18 protein-coding genes and 1 tRNA gene are annotated in these 18,513 nt (G+C 51.9%); 12 read left to right on the top strand and 7 right to left on the bottom strand.

All coding sequences use genetic code 11. From position 1 onward, the window contains the following. Positions 1-131: 131 nt before the first annotated feature. Complete coding sequence (locus FHW66_RS07455; protein WP_221196951.1) at positions 132-1,031, bottom strand: LysR family transcriptional regulator; 900 nt, start codon at positions 1,029-1,031, stop codon at positions 132-134. A gap of 278 nt (positions 1,032-1,309) precedes the next feature. Here FHW66_RS07455 and FHW66_RS07450 point away from each other — a divergent pair, with 278 nt between their 5' ends. The 8 genes from FHW66_RS07450 to FHW66_RS07415 all read left to right on the top strand — a co-directional run bounded on the left by FHW66_RS07450 (position 1,310) and on the right by FHW66_RS07415 (position 8,405). Next, positions 1,310-2,341 (top strand): ABC transporter substrate-binding protein, encoded by a 1,032-nt coding sequence (locus FHW66_RS07450; protein ID WP_183379360.1) that lies wholly within the window; start codon positions 1,310-1,312, stop codon positions 2,339-2,341. 24 nt (positions 2,342-2,365) lie between these two features. Next, positions 2,366-3,430, top strand: coding sequence for an ABC transporter ATP-binding protein (locus FHW66_RS07445; RefSeq protein WP_183379145.1), 1,065 nt, complete (start codon positions 2,366-2,368; stop codon positions 3,428-3,430). Then, positions 3,427-4,299 carry an ABC transporter permease gene (locus FHW66_RS07440; protein WP_183379144.1) on the top strand — a complete coding sequence of 291 codons (873 nt, stop codon included), beginning with the start codon at positions 3,427-3,429 and terminating at the stop codon, positions 4,297-4,299. The genes FHW66_RS07445 and FHW66_RS07440 overlap by 4 nt, the downstream gene beginning before the upstream one ends. Next, positions 4,296-5,096, top strand: a complete 801-nt coding sequence (locus FHW66_RS07435; RefSeq protein ID WP_183379143.1) for an ABC transporter permease — start codon at positions 4,296-4,298, stop codon at positions 5,094-5,096. Before FHW66_RS07440 ends, FHW66_RS07435 begins: the two co-directional genes overlap by 4 nt. Beyond that, a complete protein-coding gene (locus tag FHW66_RS07430; RefSeq protein ID WP_183379142.1) occupies positions 5,093-6,199 on the top strand; it encodes an FAD-binding oxidoreductase in 1,107 nt (368 codons plus the stop codon). The genes FHW66_RS07435 and FHW66_RS07430 overlap by 4 nt, the downstream gene beginning before the upstream one ends. Beyond that, positions 6,192-6,503, top strand: a complete 312-nt coding sequence (locus FHW66_RS07425; RefSeq protein ID WP_183379141.1) for a (2Fe-2S)-binding protein — start codon at positions 6,192-6,194, stop codon at positions 6,501-6,503. The genes FHW66_RS07430 and FHW66_RS07425 overlap by 8 nt, the downstream gene beginning before the upstream one ends. After that, positions 6,500-7,924 carry an NAD(P)/FAD-dependent oxidoreductase gene (locus tag FHW66_RS07420; RefSeq protein WP_183379140.1) on the top strand — a complete coding sequence of 475 codons (1,425 nt, stop codon included), beginning with the start codon at positions 6,500-6,502 and terminating at the stop codon, positions 7,922-7,924. The genes FHW66_RS07425 and FHW66_RS07420 overlap by 4 nt, the downstream gene beginning before the upstream one ends. Positions 7,925-8,078: 154 nt before the next feature. Then, on the top strand, positions 8,079-8,405 hold the full coding sequence (locus FHW66_RS07415; protein ID WP_255458876.1) for a RidA family protein: 327 nt from the start codon (positions 8,079-8,081) through the stop codon (positions 8,403-8,405). Positions 8,406-8,672: 267 nt separating this feature from the next. Here the strand turns inward: FHW66_RS07415 and FHW66_RS07410 are convergent, their stop codons facing one another. From FHW66_RS07410 to FHW66_RS07390, 5 genes are all read right to left on the bottom strand, one after another. After that, a complete protein-coding gene (locus FHW66_RS07410; protein WP_183379138.1) occupies positions 8,673-9,560 on the bottom strand; it encodes a hypothetical protein in 888 nt (295 codons plus the stop codon). Then, the gene (locus tag FHW66_RS21205; RefSeq protein WP_183379137.1) at positions 9,517-9,789 is read right to left on the bottom strand and encodes an HNH endonuclease; all 273 of its coding nucleotides are present in this window, start codon (positions 9,787-9,789) and stop codon (positions 9,517-9,519) included. Before FHW66_RS21205 ends, FHW66_RS07410 begins: the two co-directional genes overlap by 44 nt. A gap of 43 nt (positions 9,790-9,832) precedes the next feature. Then, positions 9,833-12,097: an AAA family ATPase gene (locus FHW66_RS07400; protein WP_183379136.1), complete on the bottom strand. Its 2,265-nt coding sequence runs from the start codon at positions 12,095-12,097 to the stop codon at positions 9,833-9,835. A 291-nt stretch (positions 12,098-12,388) separates the two neighbouring features. Further along, positions 12,389-13,825 carry a TIR domain-containing protein gene (locus FHW66_RS07395; RefSeq protein WP_183379135.1) on the bottom strand — a complete coding sequence of 479 codons (1,437 nt, stop codon included), beginning with the start codon at positions 13,823-13,825 and terminating at the stop codon, positions 12,389-12,391. Positions 13,826-14,155: 330 nt separating this feature from the next. Beyond that, positions 14,156-14,232, bottom strand: a tRNA-Met gene (locus FHW66_RS07390). A gap of 243 nt (positions 14,233-14,475) precedes the next feature. On the opposite strand from FHW66_RS07390, the gene FHW66_RS07385 reads away from it, so the two are divergent. The 4 genes from FHW66_RS07385 to FHW66_RS07370 all read left to right on the top strand — a co-directional run bounded on the left by FHW66_RS07385 (position 14,476) and on the right by FHW66_RS07370 (position 17,869). After that, positions 14,476-15,066 carry an NUDIX hydrolase gene (locus tag FHW66_RS07385; protein WP_183379134.1) on the top strand — a complete coding sequence of 197 codons (591 nt, stop codon included), beginning with the start codon at positions 14,476-14,478 and terminating at the stop codon, positions 15,064-15,066. A 118-nt stretch (positions 15,067-15,184) separates the two neighbouring features. Continuing rightward, positions 15,185-15,922, top strand: a complete 738-nt coding sequence (gene aat / locus FHW66_RS07380) for a leucyl/phenylalanyl-tRNA--protein transferase (protein WP_183379133.1) — start codon at positions 15,185-15,187, stop codon at positions 15,920-15,922. A gap of 105 nt (positions 15,923-16,027) precedes the next feature. Beyond that, positions 16,028-16,762, top strand: coding sequence for an arginyltransferase (locus FHW66_RS07375; protein ID WP_183379132.1), 735 nt, complete (start codon positions 16,028-16,030; stop codon positions 16,760-16,762). A gap of 72 nt (positions 16,763-16,834) precedes the next feature. Beyond that, on the top strand, positions 16,835-17,869 hold the full coding sequence (locus tag FHW66_RS07370) for a quinone-dependent dihydroorotate dehydrogenase (protein ID WP_183379131.1): 1,035 nt from the start codon (positions 16,835-16,837) through the stop codon (positions 17,867-17,869). A 73-nt stretch (positions 17,870-17,942) separates the two neighbouring features. Here FHW66_RS07370 and FHW66_RS07365 read toward each other — a convergent pair whose 3' ends face one another. Then, positions 17,943-18,302: a hypothetical protein gene (locus FHW66_RS07365; protein ID WP_183379130.1), complete on the bottom strand. Its 360-nt coding sequence runs from the start codon at positions 18,300-18,302 to the stop codon at positions 17,943-17,945. Between the last annotated feature and the right edge of the window lie 211 nt (positions 18,303-18,513).

The raw sequence follows: 18,513 nt of genomic DNA, 5'->3' as shown, positions 1-18,513 counted from the left end.
CCTCGAAGTATATAAAGCGATGGAGCGAATGGAAAACGCGTTTACCGTCTATCCATATGCGTTTTTTGATTTTGATGCTGTTCAGACGGGCGAGTTCGTCACGCACACGGGTCTCTTCGGCTAAAGACCACTCAACTCTTCTTGCGAATCTCATCTCTTAAATCAGCCACAAATGTTTCTGCCAGCGATAGCCGCTTACCGGGATACGGGAAAATGACAGCAGAGCGTGAATGCAATTCTTCAGCGATGGGGCGCATCACGACATTGGAAGTAATAAAGGGCTCTGCCGCGAAACGCGTAACCAAGGTAATGCCAACACCCGCGGCAACCGAGGCGCAAGCCACGAGCGAGTTCGGGGTTTCCATCACGACATTGGGAAACACGTTAAGGATCGAAAAGGCATCGTCGATCTGATATCGCATGTAGCTCTGTTGCGATAAAAGTATCATCCGCTCACCGTCGAGTTCTTTCAGGGATATGCGGCGCTTGCTGGCCAGGCGGTGGTCGGCCGGCATGACTAACGCTAGTTCGAATGGCTCCAGCGGCTCGATTGAAATGGATGGTTGTGATAGCGGTAGCTCTACCACGCCCACATCAAACTGTTTGCCAGCAACCATGGCGGCAATTTGCCGCGATGGCAAGGTCTGTACCAATACAGTGACCTGGGGACGCGTTGCCAGAAAGCGCGCAATGGTACGCGGAATCAAACTCTGCGACATTGCTGGCAAGGTCGCCACACGCAGTGCCCCGGAACGCTGGTGACCAATGTCATACGCAACCTGGGCAATTCTGTCCAGGCTGCCATAGATTGGTTCGATTTCACTGTACAGCGCTTGCGCCTCGGGTGTCGCCACCAGCTTGCGCCCAGTGCGCTCGAACAACTTATAACCAATACGAATCTCAAGATGGGCAATCGCTCGACTGATAGCCGGTTGGGTCACACTCATCATCTTCGCTGCACCAACCACTGTTCCTATCCGCATGACGGAATAGAACGCCTCGATTTGTCGCAGATTCACGCTATTACGCATATAAGACTCAGCACTCCAGCACAGTAAGCAGGATAAAAAAGATAGCTAACGAACTTCAGTATCGCATCGTTTGCGCCTACTTTTTACGTTTTCCCCCTCTGGTCTCCCTTGCTTCTGAATGTATAACATTTAGACATAAGCAACACCAAAAATTTTAATATTTAAGAAATTGTATAAAGCATAGACTACGCAAAAGCTAACTCGCCAAGGCTGCCACTGGCGAATGACGAATGGCGAATGGCTAAATTTTCGACAACCACTTTCAAAGGAATCCGATGATGCGCAAATATCTGAGTGTGATGACCCTACTGACGTTGGTGAATATTTCAAGTGCGCATGCCGCGGAGACGATGTATGTCGGCGGTTACGGTGGCTCCGTCGAGCAGTTCTTTAAAGACAAAATTATTCCCCCCTTTGAAGCAAAAACTGGCGCCAAGCTTGTCTACGTGCCGGGTAACTCAACCGATATTTTGGCCAAGCTTCAGGCACAAAAGGGCCGCCAGGAGCTTTCTGTTGCGATGATCGACGATGGCCCGATGTACCAGGCTGTAGGACAGAATTTGTGTACCAAAGTCGAAGACAGTGCGGCCCTCAAGGAGGTCTATCCGAATGCCCGCATGATCGGCGACAAGTCCGTCGGTATCGGCTTTATTGCAACCGGACTTGCCTACAACAAGGAGATTTTTGCCAAGAACGGCTGGAAAGCACCGACCTCCTGGATGGATCTCACCGATCCGAAGTACAAACAGAAAATTGTCATCCCTCCCATCACGAACGGATATGGTCTCCTGACACTGGTGATGATGGCAAAGCTCAATGGCGGCGGTGAGCAGAAAATGGATCCCGGTTTCAACGTCATGATCAAGAAGGTCGCCCCCAATGTCCTGGCATGGGAGCCATCACCAGGAAAAATGGCGCAAATGCTCCAGACCGGCGAAGCCGCCCTTGTCGTATGGGGTAACGGTCGCGTACAAACCGTCATAGACCAAGGCGCACCAGTCGAGTTTGTTTATCCCAAAGAGGGTGCCGTGACGCTATTGAGCGCAGGTTGCGTGGTCGAAGGTGCCCCTCAGGCCAAATTGGGCCAGCAGTTTTTGCAGTACATCCTGTCCCCGGAGGTGCAGTCGATTCTTGCTACGGCGCAGGGCTGGGGCCCCGTCAACAAGAACACCAAGCTCTCTGCTGAGGTGATGAAGAAGGTCGTCTATGGTCCGGAGAAGGTCAACGCATTGTTTGCCCCCAACTACGATGTCATCAATACCAAGCGCGCTGAATGGACCAATCGCTGGAACCGGGAAGTTGAACAGTAAGAGATTACGGACGAGACATATCTTATGAGCTTTCTGACATTGAAAGGACTCTCCAAGCGCTACGGTGATGTTACCGCCGTTGCTGCCTGTGATCTGTCGGTGGAAAAGGGAGAATTCATCAGTTTGTTAGGCCCTTCGGGGTGTGGCAAGACGACAACCTTGCAGATGGTGGCAGGATTCGTCCAGCCGACCACTGGTCGTATTTACCTCGATGGGCGCGATATCACTGATGTCAAACCTAGTCGGCGCGGCTTGGGGATTGTCTTTCAAAACTATGCGCTGTTTCCGCACATGACTGTGGCAGACAATGTGTCGTTTGGCATGGAAATGCAGGGCGTTCCATCCGGGGAGCGTCGCAAGCGCGTGACCTCCACCCTGGAGCTGGTTCACCTTGGCGCAATGGCAAACCGCTATCCAAGGGAGCTGTCCGGTGGACAACGTCAGCGCGTCGCTCTGGCGCGTGCGCTTGCGATTCAACCACCGGTATTGCTGCTTGATGAGCCGATGGGGGCACTCGATGCCAAATTGCGCGAGGAAATGCAGATTGAACTGCGTGCACTGCAACATCGCGTCGGTGTCACCACAATCATGGTCACGCACGACCAGGCCGAAGCGATGACGCTGTCAGATCGCGTTGTCTTGATGAACAAAGCCTGTATTGAGCAAGTCGGACGACCGTTTGATATGTACGAACATCCCAATGGTCGCTTCTCCTCCACCTTTCTGGGAAAGGCTAACGTTTTTGAGGGCAGGCGCTCGCAGACCTCTGCACGCGTGGAGGTCGGGGAGCTTTTTTTACCGACCAGCGATACCGAGTGTGTCGGCTCTCTTGAGTACATTGTGCGGCCCGAGAAAATCCAGTTTTCAACTCGCACGGATGCCCTACTCCAAGGGGTTGTCAGTGCCCGAGTATTCCTTGGCAATCACTGGTTGTTCCAGGTCGAGACGCCTTTGGGTAGCGTACAGCTGACGCACGTCAATGCCGGTGCCCCACAAGCTGCTGAAGGGGACCAGGTTGGTCTTCACTGGCCTCCCGAACATGCGCGACTCGTCGTGCGGCAAGGAACTGCCGCAGGTGTGCAGTCATGACTGCGGGAACGCGTTCCAGACGCAATGAACTGCCCTACTGGCTCTCCGCTCCCGGCATGTTGGTCGTGCTGGCATTGGTTGCCTTGCCTTTGATCGTCACCCTCTCACTGAGTTTTTTTGCCTTTTTACCCGGAGGTGGTGTTGGCGAGCAGATCACGTTTGCCAACTATGCCGACATCGCCAGCGATGGTTATTTTCACACCATTTTTGCGCGTACCTTTGGCATGTCTGTCATGGTCACGCTCATCTGCATTGTGCTTGGCGTGCCAGAAGCCTACGTTCTCAGTCGCCTGAGCGCCCGTTGGCGGGCCGTATCCATGGTGATTGTTCTCGGTCCATTGCTGATCTCCGTGGTCGTGCGCACGCTAGGCTGGGCGATTTTGCTCGGCAACGAAGGCGTCATCAACAAGGTTCTGATGGCAACCGGGGTCGTGTCTGAACCGATCAAGATGATGTTTACGCTGGGCGGTGTCGTGATGGCGCTGGTCCATGTGCTCGTACCGTTCATGGTCCTGGCCGTCTGGGCTTCTTTGCAAAAACTTGATCCGGCCATTGAACAGGCGGCGCAATCGCTAGGTGCAGGGTTGCCGACCATGCTGGCTCGTATCGTCTTCCCGCAGGTTATTCCCGGCGTGCTCTCTGGCGGTCTCATCGTATTTGCGTTGGCAGCCAGCGCATTTGCAACGCCTGCCATTATTGGCGGACGACGCCTGAAGGTCGTGCCAACCAGTATTTATGATGAATTTCTGGGCAATCTGAATTGGCCTTTGGGGGCTGCATTATCGGTGGTTCTTCTGGTCATCGTGCTGATGATTTCTATCGGTGTGAACCGCTGGGTTGAGCGTCGTTACAAGCAGGTGTTTCAATGAAAAATCGCACTCCACTTCCCCTGCTGATATTCCATTGGCTGTTTGGGGCGTTCATGCTGGCGCCGCTGCTGGTCGTTGTGCTGGTATCGTTCACCGACAAGGGCTATATCGCCATGCCCTTTGATGGTGCCTCGTTTCGTTGGTATCTGGCGATTCTTAAAGATGACAGCTTCATCGATGCCTTCTATCGCAGCCTGACCTTGGGCGTGGTTGCGGCAACGCTGGCAACCTTGCTAGCGGTGCCGGCTGGCATGGCAATCGCATGGCATCGCTTTCGTGGGCGGGAAGCAATTCTCAGCATCTTGCTATCCCCACTGATGGTGCCCAATGTTGTACTCGGCATTGCGCTGTTGCGTTTTTTTACCCTGCTGGAATTGCCAGGCACGCTGTCAGGATTAACCGCGGCGCATACCGTCATTGTGCTGCCGTATGCGCTGCGCCTGGTGGTGGCTGCGGCAACCGGCATTGACCGTACCGTGTCGCAGGCAGCCGAGTCACTGGGTGCTTCGCCCTGGACCGTGTTTCGTCGCATTGAGCTGCCGCTTATCCTCCCCGGTGTCGCTGGCGGCTGGATCATTGCCTTCATCAACAGCTTCGACGAACTCACGATGTCCATCTTTGTAGCTTCATCCGGGACGGAGACATTACCGGTCAAGATGTACAACCACATCGCCAACACGATTGATCCCCTGCTGGCATCCGTGTCGGCGGTATTGATTGTCTTGACGCTGGTATTGATGGTCTTACTTGATCGCTTCTACGGACTTGATCGCATTCTTGTTGGGAAAACTTCATGACAATACGTGACATAGACACACTGATCATTGGCGGTGGCGTGGTCGGGATGTCCATCGCCTATGGTTTTGCCAAAGCCGGTGAAAAGGTACGCTTGCTGGACGAAGGCGATGACGCCTTTCGTGCCGCACGCGGTAACTTTGGACTGGTCTGGCTGCAGGGAAAAGGGTTGAGCAATCCCGACTATGCACGCTGGACCATGGCCTCGGTCGGTCGGTGGTCATCGTTTGCGAAAGAATTGACGCAGACATCCGGTGTCGATCTTGAACTTTCTCAAGTAGGTGGACTAACCATCTGCCTTGAAGAAGCTGAGTTGCGCGAGTACGTCGCCAGTCTTGAGACGCTGAGAAGCGCCATTGGCACGCACTATCCGTTTGAAGTACTGGATCCGCAAAGCCTGCGCGAACTCTCTCCCCATATCGGGCCTGACGTGGTTGGTGCCGTCTACGGGCAGCTTGATGGTCATGTCAGTCCTTTACGACTGCTACGTGCCCTGACCGAAAATTTCAGGATGCTCGGTGGGGAGATGATTGGCAGTGTCCACTGTGACCGGATTGAACATCGTGACGGGGCATTTCATGTCTGGACCGATGGCCGCGAGCACGTTGCTGGCCGTCTGGTTCTTGCCGCCGGACTTGGAAACCGGGACCTGGCACCCATGGTCGGCATGCAGGCACCGATTGCACCGAACAGAGGCCAGGTGCTCGTCACGGAACGCATGCAACCCTTCTTGCGCCACCCCTCTGTGCATGTGCGGCAGACCGGAGAAGGCGTTGTCCAGATTGGCGACTCAAAAGAAGGCGTGGGATTCGATGACGGCACCACAATTGACCAGTTAGCCCGGATCGCCCACCGTGCGCGACGCTACTTCCCGATTCTGGAGAATGCCAACATCGTGCGTACCTGGGGTGCTCTCCGGGTCATGACACCGGATGGTTATCCCATCTATCAGGAGTCTGGCGACTGCCCTGGTGCTTTTCTTGTGACTTGCCACAGTGGCATCACGTTGGCCGCCATGCATGCTGGTCCGTTGGTGGACTGGATGCGCGGCGCCAGCGAGCCGCCAGAAATTCATACTTTCAAATCGGAGCGCTTCGATGTTTAAAACAATGTTGGCTTCTACGGAGGAACTGCGTCCTCTCGTGGAAATTGTTGTCGACGGCAGGTCGGTACAAGCACGTGAGGGGGAAATGTTGGCCGCAGCACTCCTCAATGCAGGCGTGGTTCCGTTTCGACACACTGCAATATCGGGCCAACCACGGGCACCGTTGTGTCTGATGGGCGTGTGCTTTGATTGTCTCGTTGAAGTCGATGGCGTACAGAATACGCAATCGTGCATGATCGAAGTGCATGCGGGAATGACAGTACGCCTGCAAGATGGCGCCCGTCGGGTAGGAGATGTGAAATGACGACCTCGACATTGACATTCACACACGATCTCATCGTCATCGGCTCAGGGCCGGCCGGTATGGCCGCCGCGTTGACCGGCGCGGCTCAGGGATTGAAGACGCTGCTGCTCGACGAACAGCCGCGACCGGGTGGACAGATTTATCGCAACATCACAGCCGTAGCGCCCTCCGTTGCTGCGTTGCTTGGCCCTGATTATCGTCACGGCAAGACACTGTCTGACCGTCTGTCCAAGGCCAACGTCGAACGTCGCTTCGGCGCTATGGTTTGGGAGGTAGCCCCCGACCTCACGGTAACGGTACAGCAGGATGGCCGCTCATCGCGCGTACGTGCACCACAACTCATTGCCGCCACCGGCGCAATGGAGCGCCCTTCTCCGATCCCGGGATGGACGCTGCCCGGTGTGCTCAACGCAGGCGCGGCACAGATTGCCATGAAGAGTGCTGCCATCGTGCCTCAGGGACGGGTTGTTTTGGTGGGTGCGGGGCCTTTGCTGTTGTTGGTAGCCTGCCAATTGCTCGATGCCGGCGCATCGATTGCAGGCATCGTCGAAACTTCACCGCGAGAAAACCGGCAGAAAGCCTTGGCGCATATCGGAGCAGCCCTGCTGGCACCATCCTATCTACTTAAAGGCATGCGCATGCTGTGGCGCTTGCGCCGCGCAGCAATCCCTTTGTTTTCGGCAGTCACGGAGGTACGCATCGAAGGCACAGAGCACGCCGAAGCAGTGGTGTTTACCGCCAATGGCATCCATCATCGCCTGGATGCCGACGTCGTGCTGTTGCATCATGGTGTGGTCCCAAATACGCAACTCAGCCGTCAACTTCGCGTCGCCCATGATTGGGACGACACTCAGGTAGCCTGGCGACCAGTTGTCGATGCCTGGGGCCAAACGTCGCTGACTGGCTTTCGCATTGCTGGTGATGGTTCAGGAATTGCCGGTGCCAGAGCTGCCGAAGCAAGCGGTGCCTTAGCTGCACTTGGTGCAGCCAGCGTATTGGGACGTTTGAATGAGGATGATCATGCTCGCCTCACCCAGGTAGAAAGTCAGAAGTTGACGCAGCATCTGCGTATTCGCCCTTTCCTGGATGCCCTCTACCGGCCGCCGCAATGGCTGGCGAACCCGAGCGATGAAACAATCGTCTGTCGTTGTGAAGAAGTCAGTGCCGGTCGCATCCGCGAGATGGCCCGTCTGGGCTGCCAAGGCCCCAATCAGACCAAGTTTTTCAGCCGGTGTGGCATGGGGCCTTGCCAAGGTCGGATGTGCGGATTAACGGTTACCCAAATCCTCTCTACGGAACTCCAAAAATCGCCTGCAGAGGTCGGTGCCTATCACATACGCACACCACTCAAGCCGGTGTCATTGGGGTCGCTCGCGTCGCTGGCCTCGCTGGCGAACGAAAAAGAGACGCAAGCAGAGTAATGACGACACAGCAGATTTCATCAGGCCACACCTGAACATGGTCTTGCTAAATGGTCTTGCTATTGACGTTGGCAAGACTACTTGTACGGTAGAACGTATTTTCAACCAGGAGATTAATTTGAGCGATATTGAACGAAAACACACTAATTCGCGGATGAGCAAGATCGTCAGTTATGGCGGTCTGGTTTATCTGTGCGGGCAGACCGCTAACGGTAGCGAGAGTGCGACCGGTGACATCACAGCACAGACACAGGAGGTACTGTCCCGTATTGACAGCTTGCTGGCCGAAGCAGGAAGCAGCCGGGACCGACTGCTCTCCACCACCATCTATCTACGCAATATCGACGACTTCGCAGCGATGAATGCGGTCTGGGATCAATGGGTGACACCAGGCACCGCACCGGCAAGAACGACCGTTGAAGCCAAGCTTGGCGCTGCTAGCTTGCTGGTGGAAATGACGGTTGTTGCTGCACCAAATTAAGCGTTAACAGAAAGAAACAGCTCATCAGTTACGGTGATGTGCAATGCTTGCTTTCCTGATTATCACGCCACATCGGCTGTCGTCAGGAAAAAACTGCCACAAACTGCCCCCCGAAAGTTGGAGATCAACTTTCGGGGTTTTTCATTGGCTAAATACCCAACACAATTCAAATTAGCTGTTATTGAGCAATATCTTTCAGGTGGTGGAAGATATCTCCCCGAAACAGCAATAATTTTTCCTCAGTGTTATATGAAAGTAGTTGTAGTACTATTTTTTAATTCTTTGCAAAAGGTATGGCGTCATTTTTTCCGCGATCAACTGGGACAATTTTCTGAGATGTTCCTCAGTGAGAATATCCCCTTCCTTTGCCCCGCAATTTGCAAGACCATAGTCAACGGCTTCTCCTAGCACTTTATTCTTCTGACGCTCGAGGGAGGCCGCGTAGCCTATCCGCATAACTTCCCCCACCGCAAAGTGCATGCCCTCCTGTGAGGCTCTTTTGTAGTCGCATATCGCTGCCACATCAGCCTTCGAAAATGAAAGGTCTACTTTCAGCTCCAATTCATTTCCATCACGTGGATCAATGGCGTACATGGACTCAAAGTCATCTCCTTCATACGTATCAGACAAACAAACGACAACACGCTGAACACTGAAATACTCGACATAACCTAGGAGCATTTGGGATTTGGAGTTACCCGTAACAGCAACGCAATGAAAGATGCTATCAGGCGGTCTATTCAAAACTAAATCACTGTCGTAGTAGCCCCCAAAATTTGCCGAACCACCGTAATTCAGATAGTGGTCAGCAGGAGAGCATTGATCAATATCGATTCCCCGGAAAGAGGCTAATGCAAGGCAAGATTTCACCACCGAACGACCACATTCCTCACCACCAAGTTCAATCGACATATTGACGATTCGTGGAGTGTAGTCATCCGTCACCTGCATTTGTTTCATCACCTCATCAACATCCAAATTTGGATATTTAGACTTAGCGCCCCGCAGCAATTGATAGGCTTCTTTTTCGGTACGGGCTTGAATTCTTAGCGTTCCAATTCCGTCATTTTCGGTCACTTCATAGATGGGCTTAGTCAATGACTGCGTGCCATCATAGTGAAGAATGAGTTTCCCAATATTCGTTTCTACCGTCATGGAAGGCGGAGTTCCACGTTCTCTGACAATTCCAAAAAAATAGGGAAAACCAGTTCAACTGGGAAGCCAACTCGGCGTCCCAAGTCTCGCCGGCCTTATTGTTACACGACTTGCAAATGAAACCCGAAACCTTCTTTTTACCCCCGATTGCATTGGGGATGATGTGCTCCTTTGAATCGTTGGAGTGATTCAACTCATCCCTGCATAACTGACATTTCTTAGTATTCATTCGCAAACCATTAGTCTAGACGGTGAATTATCGGTAAAGCAGATCATGCAAGAGATGCTTTCAACGCCTCCATGTGGAGCGGGTCTTTCTCATTGAGTAGCGTCATCAGGTCATCCACCGCCCCCTCGATATCACACATCAAATCGTTTTGCTCCACCATTCGTTCGATGTTGTTAGCATGGCTAAAATAGTGAAACACCTTCAACAGCCGTTTCGACTTCTCCCCACCGAACAATATTTCCGCCCGCTGATCCACCGTCATGTCTTTCTGGCCGGGATACTTTGAATACGTATAGAGTTCCACGAACCGTCGAACCGCGTTGGGTAGCAGCATCAACAATTTCAAATCAGTCTTATCTTCTGCCGGTGCTGTATGAAATCCATTCAGCACGTCAAAGAGGAAATGGTATTCAGACGAATAGCGATACATCGACTTGGGCATGTTGCCGAACGTTGAGAACAATGGCGAAATCTTTTTAACCAAGTAATGGCTCGATGCCTTCCCATCGGGCTTCAGTTCTCTGAGCAATGAAAAGAACTCGAAATTATGCGTGGACAGAAAAATCTGTTTGCACGTTGTCGTGACCGGTGCTTGCTTGTCGTTCGGGTCTTTGTAAAAGAATGTCTCTTTGATGATCGCATTCACTTGAAAAATATGATTGCTGTCCAGGCTCGAAATCGGATCGTCGATGTAAATGATGGCTTGACTGAAATCCTTGATCTCTTTCAAGGAGGTAATAAAGAACGAGAATGCAATCGCTGTCTTTTCACCTTCGCTTAAATGGTTTGCAGGCTTCCCGCCTTTTCGGATGAGTTGAAACTGCTCTTTATCGGCCACCTTCGCCACGACAATCTGGACACTATCGCTTCCGAGCAATCGCTCAATGAGAAGGTTGATCTCTTCTCGGCCACGCTGGGCCTGACTGATCGTGGCTTGTAATTTTTCAATCTCTACGCCGATATTGGCCAGATACCCCATGCACCGTTTAACCTGCCGCTCTAACATGGCCTGCTTGTCTTCAAACTCTTGAAGTTTCTTTTCTTTGATGAAAGCTTGTGCGAAATGCATTTTCAACCGATCAATCGCTTGCTCTTTTTCGGATGAAAAATTATTGGATATCTTGTTGTTGTCGGCAATCACGACATTGATGGCGTCGATCGAATCCGATAAATCGGATTGAATTTTCGGATCAATTGCGGCGAGCATACCGAGAACCGTTGGGGCATCAAATTTCTTTTTAGCTCTATCATCAAGCACATCGAGGGCCGCGTTGTAAGCACTGACCGCCGTTTTTAACGTGGCATTCAAGGTCGTGAACTGCTCTCGAAATTGAGCATTGAATTCCGAGGCTTTATTGGGGCTGTAAACAACTCTCGCAGACGACACCTGTTCTCTTAAAGTATTGAGGGCGTGTTTGTGATCTGCAAGGTCGAGAGAGAAATGATCCCTCAATTCCTGCATTCGCTTCTCGGTCAATGTATTTCCGCAAAACTCACATTCTGCTTTATCGGCATGCAGGTCTAATCCCGTCTCCACCCAATTCGAAACAGCAAGATGCTCCAACAGATAGTCGATGGTGTTGGTTAGGTTGAGTTTTGTTGAAAGTAGCGTTTCTGCCTTCTTATGGAGTTGATCGTAATTCAAGGCATACGACAATTTCGGAATGGAAGCGAGTTGGTCTTGATCAGACGTTCTGGCCAATTTCAAATCGGCCTCATAATTTGCAGGCAGCAATTCATGATCCGTGACCGAGAGATTACGGATGGTCTGAATGTCTTTATCAAGATGGGAAGCTCCATATGCCTTCACCAAAGACATCGTAGCCTTTACGGAAGAGGCTTTATCCGTTTTGGCTCGATCCATTGCTGCTTTTGCGTCTGCAAAGGCTTTGTTCTTTTTAACGACCCTTGCGGAGATGTTCTCTTGATACTCCTGAAATCGGTCAATTTTCTTTTGGGCATCTCCTGCATCTGCACCTAACAGCAAAATGGGCTTAAAGGGATTGCCGGCAAAGTTGATATTCTTGGTGATGAAATCCGAATTGAAGACCCTGCATACGACCGAGGAGGTTTGAAAGTTGATCTCATTGATCACGTCCGCACCACTCAAGATTGAGAAAGAGACGTTGGGTAGATCGGGGTCAGGCTTTTTATGTTCCAGCAAGGAGATCAGCCGTGACAACGTGGTTTTCCCGGAATAATTCCAGCCGTAAATCAGGTTCTTAACGCCAAATTCGGTGGTTCCCGCTGGCATGACGTAATCGTTGAATACTCCCAGTCCTTTGATCTTTTGAATGCTTTTAAGCATTTCTTCCCCTAGTGTTATTTATCAAAAAGCGATTTCCCGATTCGCTTCATTGTTTTTATGGATTTCATATTAGCAGCAGTCCCGTTTTTTTATTTATCAACTTTCAAGTGATGGAACCGTGAATCGAGAAAGAACCATTGAAAATCTGTGATGGTCGTTGCATCCAGTAAAAAGGAACAGACCTCATGAAAATGACTTGGATCCTGTTCCGTTGTTTAACGCTGAAAGACCATAGTCTTCAATCAATTTGACGTCATTTCACAGTCTTAAAAAATGACCTTACGTTGGGAATCAGTCCTTTTTTGCAATTTCATTAATCCCGGTCAGCCATTCAATAGAGAATCCATACTGGCCAGCTCGGTGCATTCTTCCTCCGACCGCCGTCAACTCTGTGATCAATGCACGCAACACCTCCACAGAAGGCAGTCCAATCACAGCCTTAAATTTTTCAAAATACTTCTTGGACGAAGATCGAGCGAACACGGGAAGCGGTGATCGGCCATGCCCCAAATAAAGCAATGTATAGGGCCACCAATAACCCTGGTGCTGCATCGAATTCAAATAAATCACAAGATCCGCCTGAGCGAGAATGTCATACCGAACGCCAGAGGTTTTGTTTCGGTCGTGCAGTAATTGTGATCTGAGCGATTTTTTCCCTAGGATAAGTCGCTGGTTGCGATGCTCCAATGAATCCATGTTTTGATCAATCATTTCGCTAGAAATCATTGGACCATCACCATACGAACCTCTGTTACCGACATAAAAATCCGTGGCAATCAAGGCCCGGGCTTGCTCAAATTGCTCTCGCTCAATGAAGATGGCGACAGTGTATAAAAACAATTCGTGAACGATGAAAAAGAAATTATCAAAGTCCCATGACTGGTAACTTGAAACATTACTTGGTGGTGAATAATAAGGAAGCAATCCCTCAAAAAACCTATGGATCTTCTTCACATTGTCTTCCGTGGGCTGATATCTCGAAACAGCCTGCATCACAGAAATAACGTCATCTCGGGTCACTAAGAAATTGTCGATGGATTGAACGATCTGATCGTCAAACTCCACGGAAGCCTCTTTCTTAATCCGCATTTCTTCCATTGCAGAAGAAACACTCGATAGATATTCCTCCAAAATGGCAGATGCCGTGTTCTTACCTTCCCGCAGATGATCAATCGCACGTTTCATTGACGAGCGATTTCCAAATGCTCGGACGGTCTCACCCAAAATAAATTCCGGCGTTTTTCCAAGGCTTGGCTTGACGTAGAGAGGTTTGTTGTAGATCCAGCGGAGTAATTTTTCATACTCGGCTTCAAAGCGGTCGGCGTCCGTCAAGTCGATGTAAATCCGCCCCTTGTAGTACACGGGAACAGGGGCCTTTCCATCGGGATCTTTCTCCGCAATAACGGCTACAAACTTATCTTGATCGGTCTGACCGTATATTTCACCGGTGATGATCTGCGTTTCCGTTCCTACGCCGCCACCTCGCTTGTTGGCCTTTTCGACATAGGTGATGTCGAAAATCATGGCTACTTTTTTTATTTCGTCATCAGAAACCATCTTCTCCATGAATGCATGGGCATCATGACCTTCTCGAAGATCCCACTTGTCCAAAATGACATCTACATTGTCATCACGGAGGCGTTCTGCAAGTTCTATAACCCACCGTTCATGGGTCGGCGTCGTCCAACTGTACGAAATAAAAAGTTTTGGTGCCGGCGTATTCGTCATTTCTTATCCTCAATTTTTCTGTTACTTGGTCCTCGCCCTCGGTAAAAAATTTTAACAAACACTAATCCCTATGTTCATTGCCCGACCCCGTTCAATGACTGCGTTAAGTTGTAACGCAACAATGTTAGCAGTCACCGGGCATTTCGTGCGGAAACTGACTTTCCGGTCTTTTTCTTTGGTTTTTAAGCGGAAGTAGAACACTCCGCAACGGTTGAGATACAACCTTGGGGCCTTGATCTGTGGCATGTGTAGGTGGCTCACTTAGTGGCACACCAGCCGAAATGCAAAAAACCGCTGAAAGCCATAAGCGATCAACGGTTTTAGACAATTTGGTTGCGGGGGCAGGATTTGAACCTACGACCTTCGGGTTATGAGCCCGACGAGCTGCCAGACTGCTCCACCCCGCGTCTGAAGAATGAAAGTATATGCGATTTATCGAAACTATGCAAACCATTCGTTGAAATAGTTTTATCCTACAGAAAACATCGCCCACATAGCGGCGCCAGCGACAATAATAAAAGAGTCGCCGCGACTTCCTATCCCTGCTAACGACAGTGTTACACTTCGATTCACACTTTTTCCAGGAATGATCCAGGCAACGACGATTTCTCCCGAGTTGTCGACAGGACACCAAAAAATTGACGGGTTTTATGAAATTTTGTTCTGAATGTGCGCATCCGGTTTCCTTACAGATACCTCCTGACGACAATCGCCCGCGCTTCGTCTGTAGCAATTGCGGCGCGATTCACTACCAGAATCCCAAACTGGTAGTTGGCTCCATTCCGCGCTGGGAAGTCGAAGGTGAAGTGCAAGTGCTGCTGTGTCGGCGGGCCATCGAGCCCCGCTACGGATTCTGGACTCTGCCTGCCGGCTTCATGGAAAACGGAGAAACCACCACCGATGCCGCCCTGCGTGAAACCGAGGAAGAAGCCGGTGCCCACATCACGCTCGGCGCTTTGTTTGCGATGATCAATGTGCCGCATGTACATCAGGTCCATCTGTTTTACCTCGCCCAGCTCAAAGATCTCGATTACGCCGCCGGTACCGAAAGCCTGGAAGTGGCCATGTTCAAGGAAGCCGATATCCCTTGGGGTGAGATCGCCTTCCCGACCGTCGAATATACGCTGCGCTCCTTCTTCGCCGATCTGCAACGCCATCACAAAGACAGTGATGGCGACAGTCAGCCAGTCTTTGGCCTGCATACCGAAGATATCCGTAAACGCATGATGCAACCTGACTAAGAACGTGTTTATGATCGTACTGCGTGCCCCTGATTGTCCGCCAACCAGTGCTCAACATCTTCATGTACTTGAGTACATTCCGGTGTTAGTCACCACGTTCTAAGAAACGGGGCGCGACATGATTGCCTGGCTGGATGTCAACACCCCCTTCCCTGATGTCTCCAAGGCACTGACCGATCCGGCCGGCCTGTTGGCTGCGGGTGCTGATCTATCTCCACAGCGTTTGCTGCAAGCCTACCGGCAAGGCATCTTCCCCTGGTTTTCAGAAGGCCAACCGATCCTTTGGTGGAGCACCGATCCGCGTATGGTGCTCTACACCGACCGCTTCATCATCTCCGATAGTCTCAAAAAGACCCTGCGCAAGATCGAGCGCAGCCGTCATACCGACCATCGCTGGGAAGTGCGCTTCGACTCTGCCTTCCGCGAGGTCATGCGCGCCTGCGCCGAGCCCCGCCGCAGCGAAGTCGGCACCTGGATTTCCAAAGACATCGTCGACGGCTATTACGGCCTGCATCGCGCAGGCTATGCCCATTCCTCCGAAGTCTGGCTTGACGGCAAACTGGTCGGTGGTGCCTATGGTGTCAGCATCGGCAGCATGTTTTATGGCGAATCGATGTTTGCTCGCGTCAGCGATGCCTCGAAGGTAGCACTCGCCTATCTGGTCCATTTTCTGCGCCAGCAAGGCGTCAAGATGATCGACTGTCAGCAGGAAACCCAACATCTGGCGTCGCTCGGTGCAGCACCGATACCGCGCAGTGAGTTCCTCCAACACTTGCGCAGCGCCATCGACACACCCCAAATCAATTTCTGGCATCCACTTGATTTGTTTCCCACCCCCAGCATCCAGAAAAAGTAGTGTAAATTACTAGAAATCCATCGATTTTGTGACAACGATAGTGGTGATCTCCCGCCCGCCAGCGCATGCCGGGCGAGGGATCATCAAGGACTTCTCAGGACGCTCATGACGCACCTTAAAGACCTGCCGTTTTCCACCTTGCAGTTTTATGCAACGGCACCCTATCCCTGCAGCTACCTCGATCACCAGCAAGCCCGCTCACAGGTTGCCACGCCATCGCACCTGATTAATGCTGATGTCTACTCCGAACTGGTCAAGACTGGCTTTCGGCGCAGCGGTATCTTCACCTACCGCCCTTATTGTGACGGCTGCCAAGCTTGTGTGCCGGTGCGTATCCGGGTCAACGAGTTCGAACCCAATCGCAGCCAGCGCCGCGCCTGGAGCAAAAACCAGGAACTCATGACTCTGGTTACCAACCTCAATTACGCCCACGAGCACTACGAACTGTATCTGCGCTACCAATCCGTGCGCCACGCCGGCGGCGGCATGGATCAGGACAGCCGCGACCAATATGCGCAATTCCTGCTGCAGAGCAAGGTCAATACCCGCTTAGTGGAATTCCGCGAGCCCGATGGCACATTGCGCATGATCAGCATTATCGACGTGCTTGATGATGGCTTGTCCTCGGTCTACACCTTCTACGACCCCGATATCCCCGGCAGCTCATTCGGTACCTACAACGTGTTGTGGCAAATTGAGCAGGCCCGGCAACTCGGCATACCTTATGTGTATCTCGGCTACTGGATCCGTCAAAGCCCAAAGATGGCCTACAAGACCAACTTCCAGCCGCTGGAAGCTTTGCAGAATGGAGAGTGGGCTCTGCTACAAGACCCGCTCTAGAACGCAGTTTTTCCAGAAAATACACGCAGACACGCTAAAATAGCGGCACTTTTTCACTCCTTGCCGCCCATCGTGCCTGACAATTCCCTCTACGGCCTGGTCCGTCCGCTGCTGTTTTCTCTCGACGCCGAGTCCGCCCACAACCTGACCCTGCCAGCACTGCGCCGTGCCGCCGCACTTGGCCTGACCAAACTGATCGCCAAACCAGCTGACGACCCACGTACTGTCATGGGTATCCGCTTCGCCAACCCGGTCGGCCTGGCCGCCGGTCTCGACAAAGATGGCGCCTATATCGATGGCTTGGCCGCACTCGGTTTTGGCTTTATCGAAATCGGTACCGTCACGCCGCGCGCCCAACCCGGCAATCCAAAGCCACGTATTTTCCGTCTGCCAGCTGCGCATGCCGTGATCAACCGGATGGGATTCAACAACGGCGGCGTCGATGCCTTCGTCACCAACGTACAAGCCTCGCGCTTCTACCAAAGCAAGCAAGGCGTACTTGGTCTGAATATCGGCAAGAACCTCGATACCCCAATTGAACGTGCCGCTGACGATTACCTGTATTGCCTGGAAAAGGTTTATCCCTACGCCAGCTACGTCACGGTCAACATTTCGTCGCCCAACACCAAGAACCTGCGCCAGCTGCAAGGTGCCTCTGAGCTCGACGCACTGCTATCCCAGCTCAAGGAGGCGCAACTGCGTCTGGCAGACCAGCACAAACGCTACGTGCCATTGACGCTGAAAATCGCACCCGACATCGACACCGAGCAGATCAAAAACATCGCCGATGCCCTGCTGCGTCACAAGATTGATGGTGTCATCGCCACCAACACCACCATCAGCCGTGATGCGGTCACCGGCCTGCAGCATGCAGAAGAAACCGGTGGTCTGTCCGGCGCACCGGTATTCGAAGCATCCAATCGTGTGGTGCGTGGCCTCAAGGCCGAGCTGGGTGATGCGCTGCCGATCATCGGCGTCGGCGGTATTCTCAGTGGCAGCAATGCCAAAGCCAAGGTGCAGGCAGGTGCTGCGCTGGTGCAGTTGTATTCAGGGCTGATCTATCGTGGCCCGGCACTGGTCAAGGAATGTGCTGACGCGCTGCGTTGATTCTGGCTGGACAAAATAAAACGCCATTGCATGTAGTTGCAATGGCGTTTTTTTATGGCGATAGCTTCACTGATTAACTAACTTCAACCTCATTGCAATCCTCCACCTGCCGCCACGCCTCATCGCGTAGCAAGCCTGCAGACACAATTGCCAGCCGCATCAACTGATCAGCGTGCATCACACTCACCGCCGGTGATGCCTTCTCACCGTCATCGGCATCGTCGTTGGCGGCATGTTCCAGTGTATTGGTATAAATAATCTGTAGACAGGCATGAATGCCGGCGCTGACATCGAGCGTGGTTTCCAGAAGATTGCCATACAGGCTGCCTTGCTGCGGGCCTTCTATCCAGTGGAAATCTTCGTGCGTGGGTGCATCAGATGCGGAAGTGGTGTTGGTGGAATGACGGGTTGAATTACTGTCGTGATTGCTCATGGAGCCTCCGTTGGATAAACACAAAAATGCGTCGTAAAGACGCGGCTTTCACCAACTACGCAATCAGGTCGTCAAACCAGTTCCCCTCTTTATCAGGGACGTGCAAAGGATACCGTTCGATAAAACAGGGGTCAATGAAAAATCCTGCACGAATCGCTCAAGAAGAGACCTTGCTCGATAATCCAGAGATTTTATGTAGCAAGCGACCAGA

This window comes from Herbaspirillum sp. Sphag64, assembly GCF_014192645.1.
In the GTDB taxonomy this organism is placed as follows: Bacteria; Pseudomonadota; Gammaproteobacteria; order Burkholderiales; family Burkholderiaceae_D; genus Herbaspirillum.
The sequence above is the reverse complement of the archived record's forward strand: the minus strand, read 5'-3'. Positions and strand labels throughout refer to the sequence as shown.

Excerpts from the sequence above, each read along its gene's own strand:
- FHW66_RS07425 (WP_183379141.1), top strand. The coding sequence starts at position 6,192 with ATGTTTAAAACAATGTTGGCTTCTACGGAGGAACTGCGTCCTCTCGTG.
- FHW66_RS07435 (WP_183379143.1), top strand. The coding sequence starts at position 4,296 with ATGAAAAATCGCACTCCACTTCCCCTGCTGATATTCCATTGGCTGTTT.
- FHW66_RS07450 (WP_183379360.1), top strand. The coding sequence starts at position 1,310 with ATGCGCAAATATCTGAGTGTGATGACCCTACTGACGTTGGTGAATATT.
- FHW66_RS07385 (WP_183379134.1), top strand. The coding sequence starts at position 14,476 with ATGAAATTTTGTTCTGAATGTGCGCATCCGGTTTCCTTACAGATACCT.
- FHW66_RS07445 (WP_183379145.1), top strand. The coding sequence starts at position 2,366 with ATGAGCTTTCTGACATTGAAAGGACTCTCCAAGCGCTACGGTGATGTT.
- FHW66_RS07440 (WP_183379144.1), top strand. The coding sequence starts at position 3,427 with ATGACTGCGGGAACGCGTTCCAGACGCAATGAACTGCCCTACTGGCTC.
- FHW66_RS07430 (WP_183379142.1), top strand. The coding sequence starts at position 5,093 with ATGACAATACGTGACATAGACACACTGATCATTGGCGGTGGCGTGGTC.
- FHW66_RS07375 (WP_183379132.1), top strand. The coding sequence starts at position 16,028 with ATGACGCACCTTAAAGACCTGCCGTTTTCCACCTTGCAGTTTTATGCA.
- FHW66_RS07415 (WP_255458876.1), top strand. The coding sequence starts at position 8,079 with ATGAGCAAGATCGTCAGTTATGGCGGTCTGGTTTATCTGTGCGGGCAG.
- aat (WP_183379133.1), top strand. The coding sequence starts at position 15,185 with ATGATTGCCTGGCTGGATGTCAACACCCCCTTCCCTGATGTCTCCAAG.
- FHW66_RS21205 (WP_183379137.1), bottom strand. The coding sequence starts at position 9,789 with ATGAATACTAAGAAATGTCAGTTATGCAGGGATGAGTTGAATCACTCC.
- FHW66_RS07365 (WP_183379130.1), bottom strand. The coding sequence starts at position 18,302 with ATGAGCAATCACGACAGTAATTCAACCCGTCATTCCACCAACACCACT.
- FHW66_RS07420 (WP_183379140.1), top strand. The coding sequence starts at position 6,500 with ATGACGACCTCGACATTGACATTCACACACGATCTCATCGTCATCGGC.
- FHW66_RS07400 (WP_183379136.1), bottom strand. The coding sequence starts at position 12,097 with ATGCTTAAAAGCATTCAAAAGATCAAAGGACTGGGAGTATTCAACGAT.
- FHW66_RS07395 (WP_183379135.1), bottom strand. The coding sequence starts at position 13,825 with ATGACGAATACGCCGGCACCAAAACTTTTTATTTCGTACAGTTGGACG.
- FHW66_RS07455 (WP_221196951.1), bottom strand. The coding sequence starts at position 1,031 with ATGCGTAATAGCGTGAATCTGCGACAAATCGAGGCGTTCTATTCCGTC.
- FHW66_RS07410 (WP_183379138.1), bottom strand. The coding sequence starts at position 9,560 with ATGACGGTAGAAACGAATATTGGGAAACTCATTCTTCACTATGATGGC.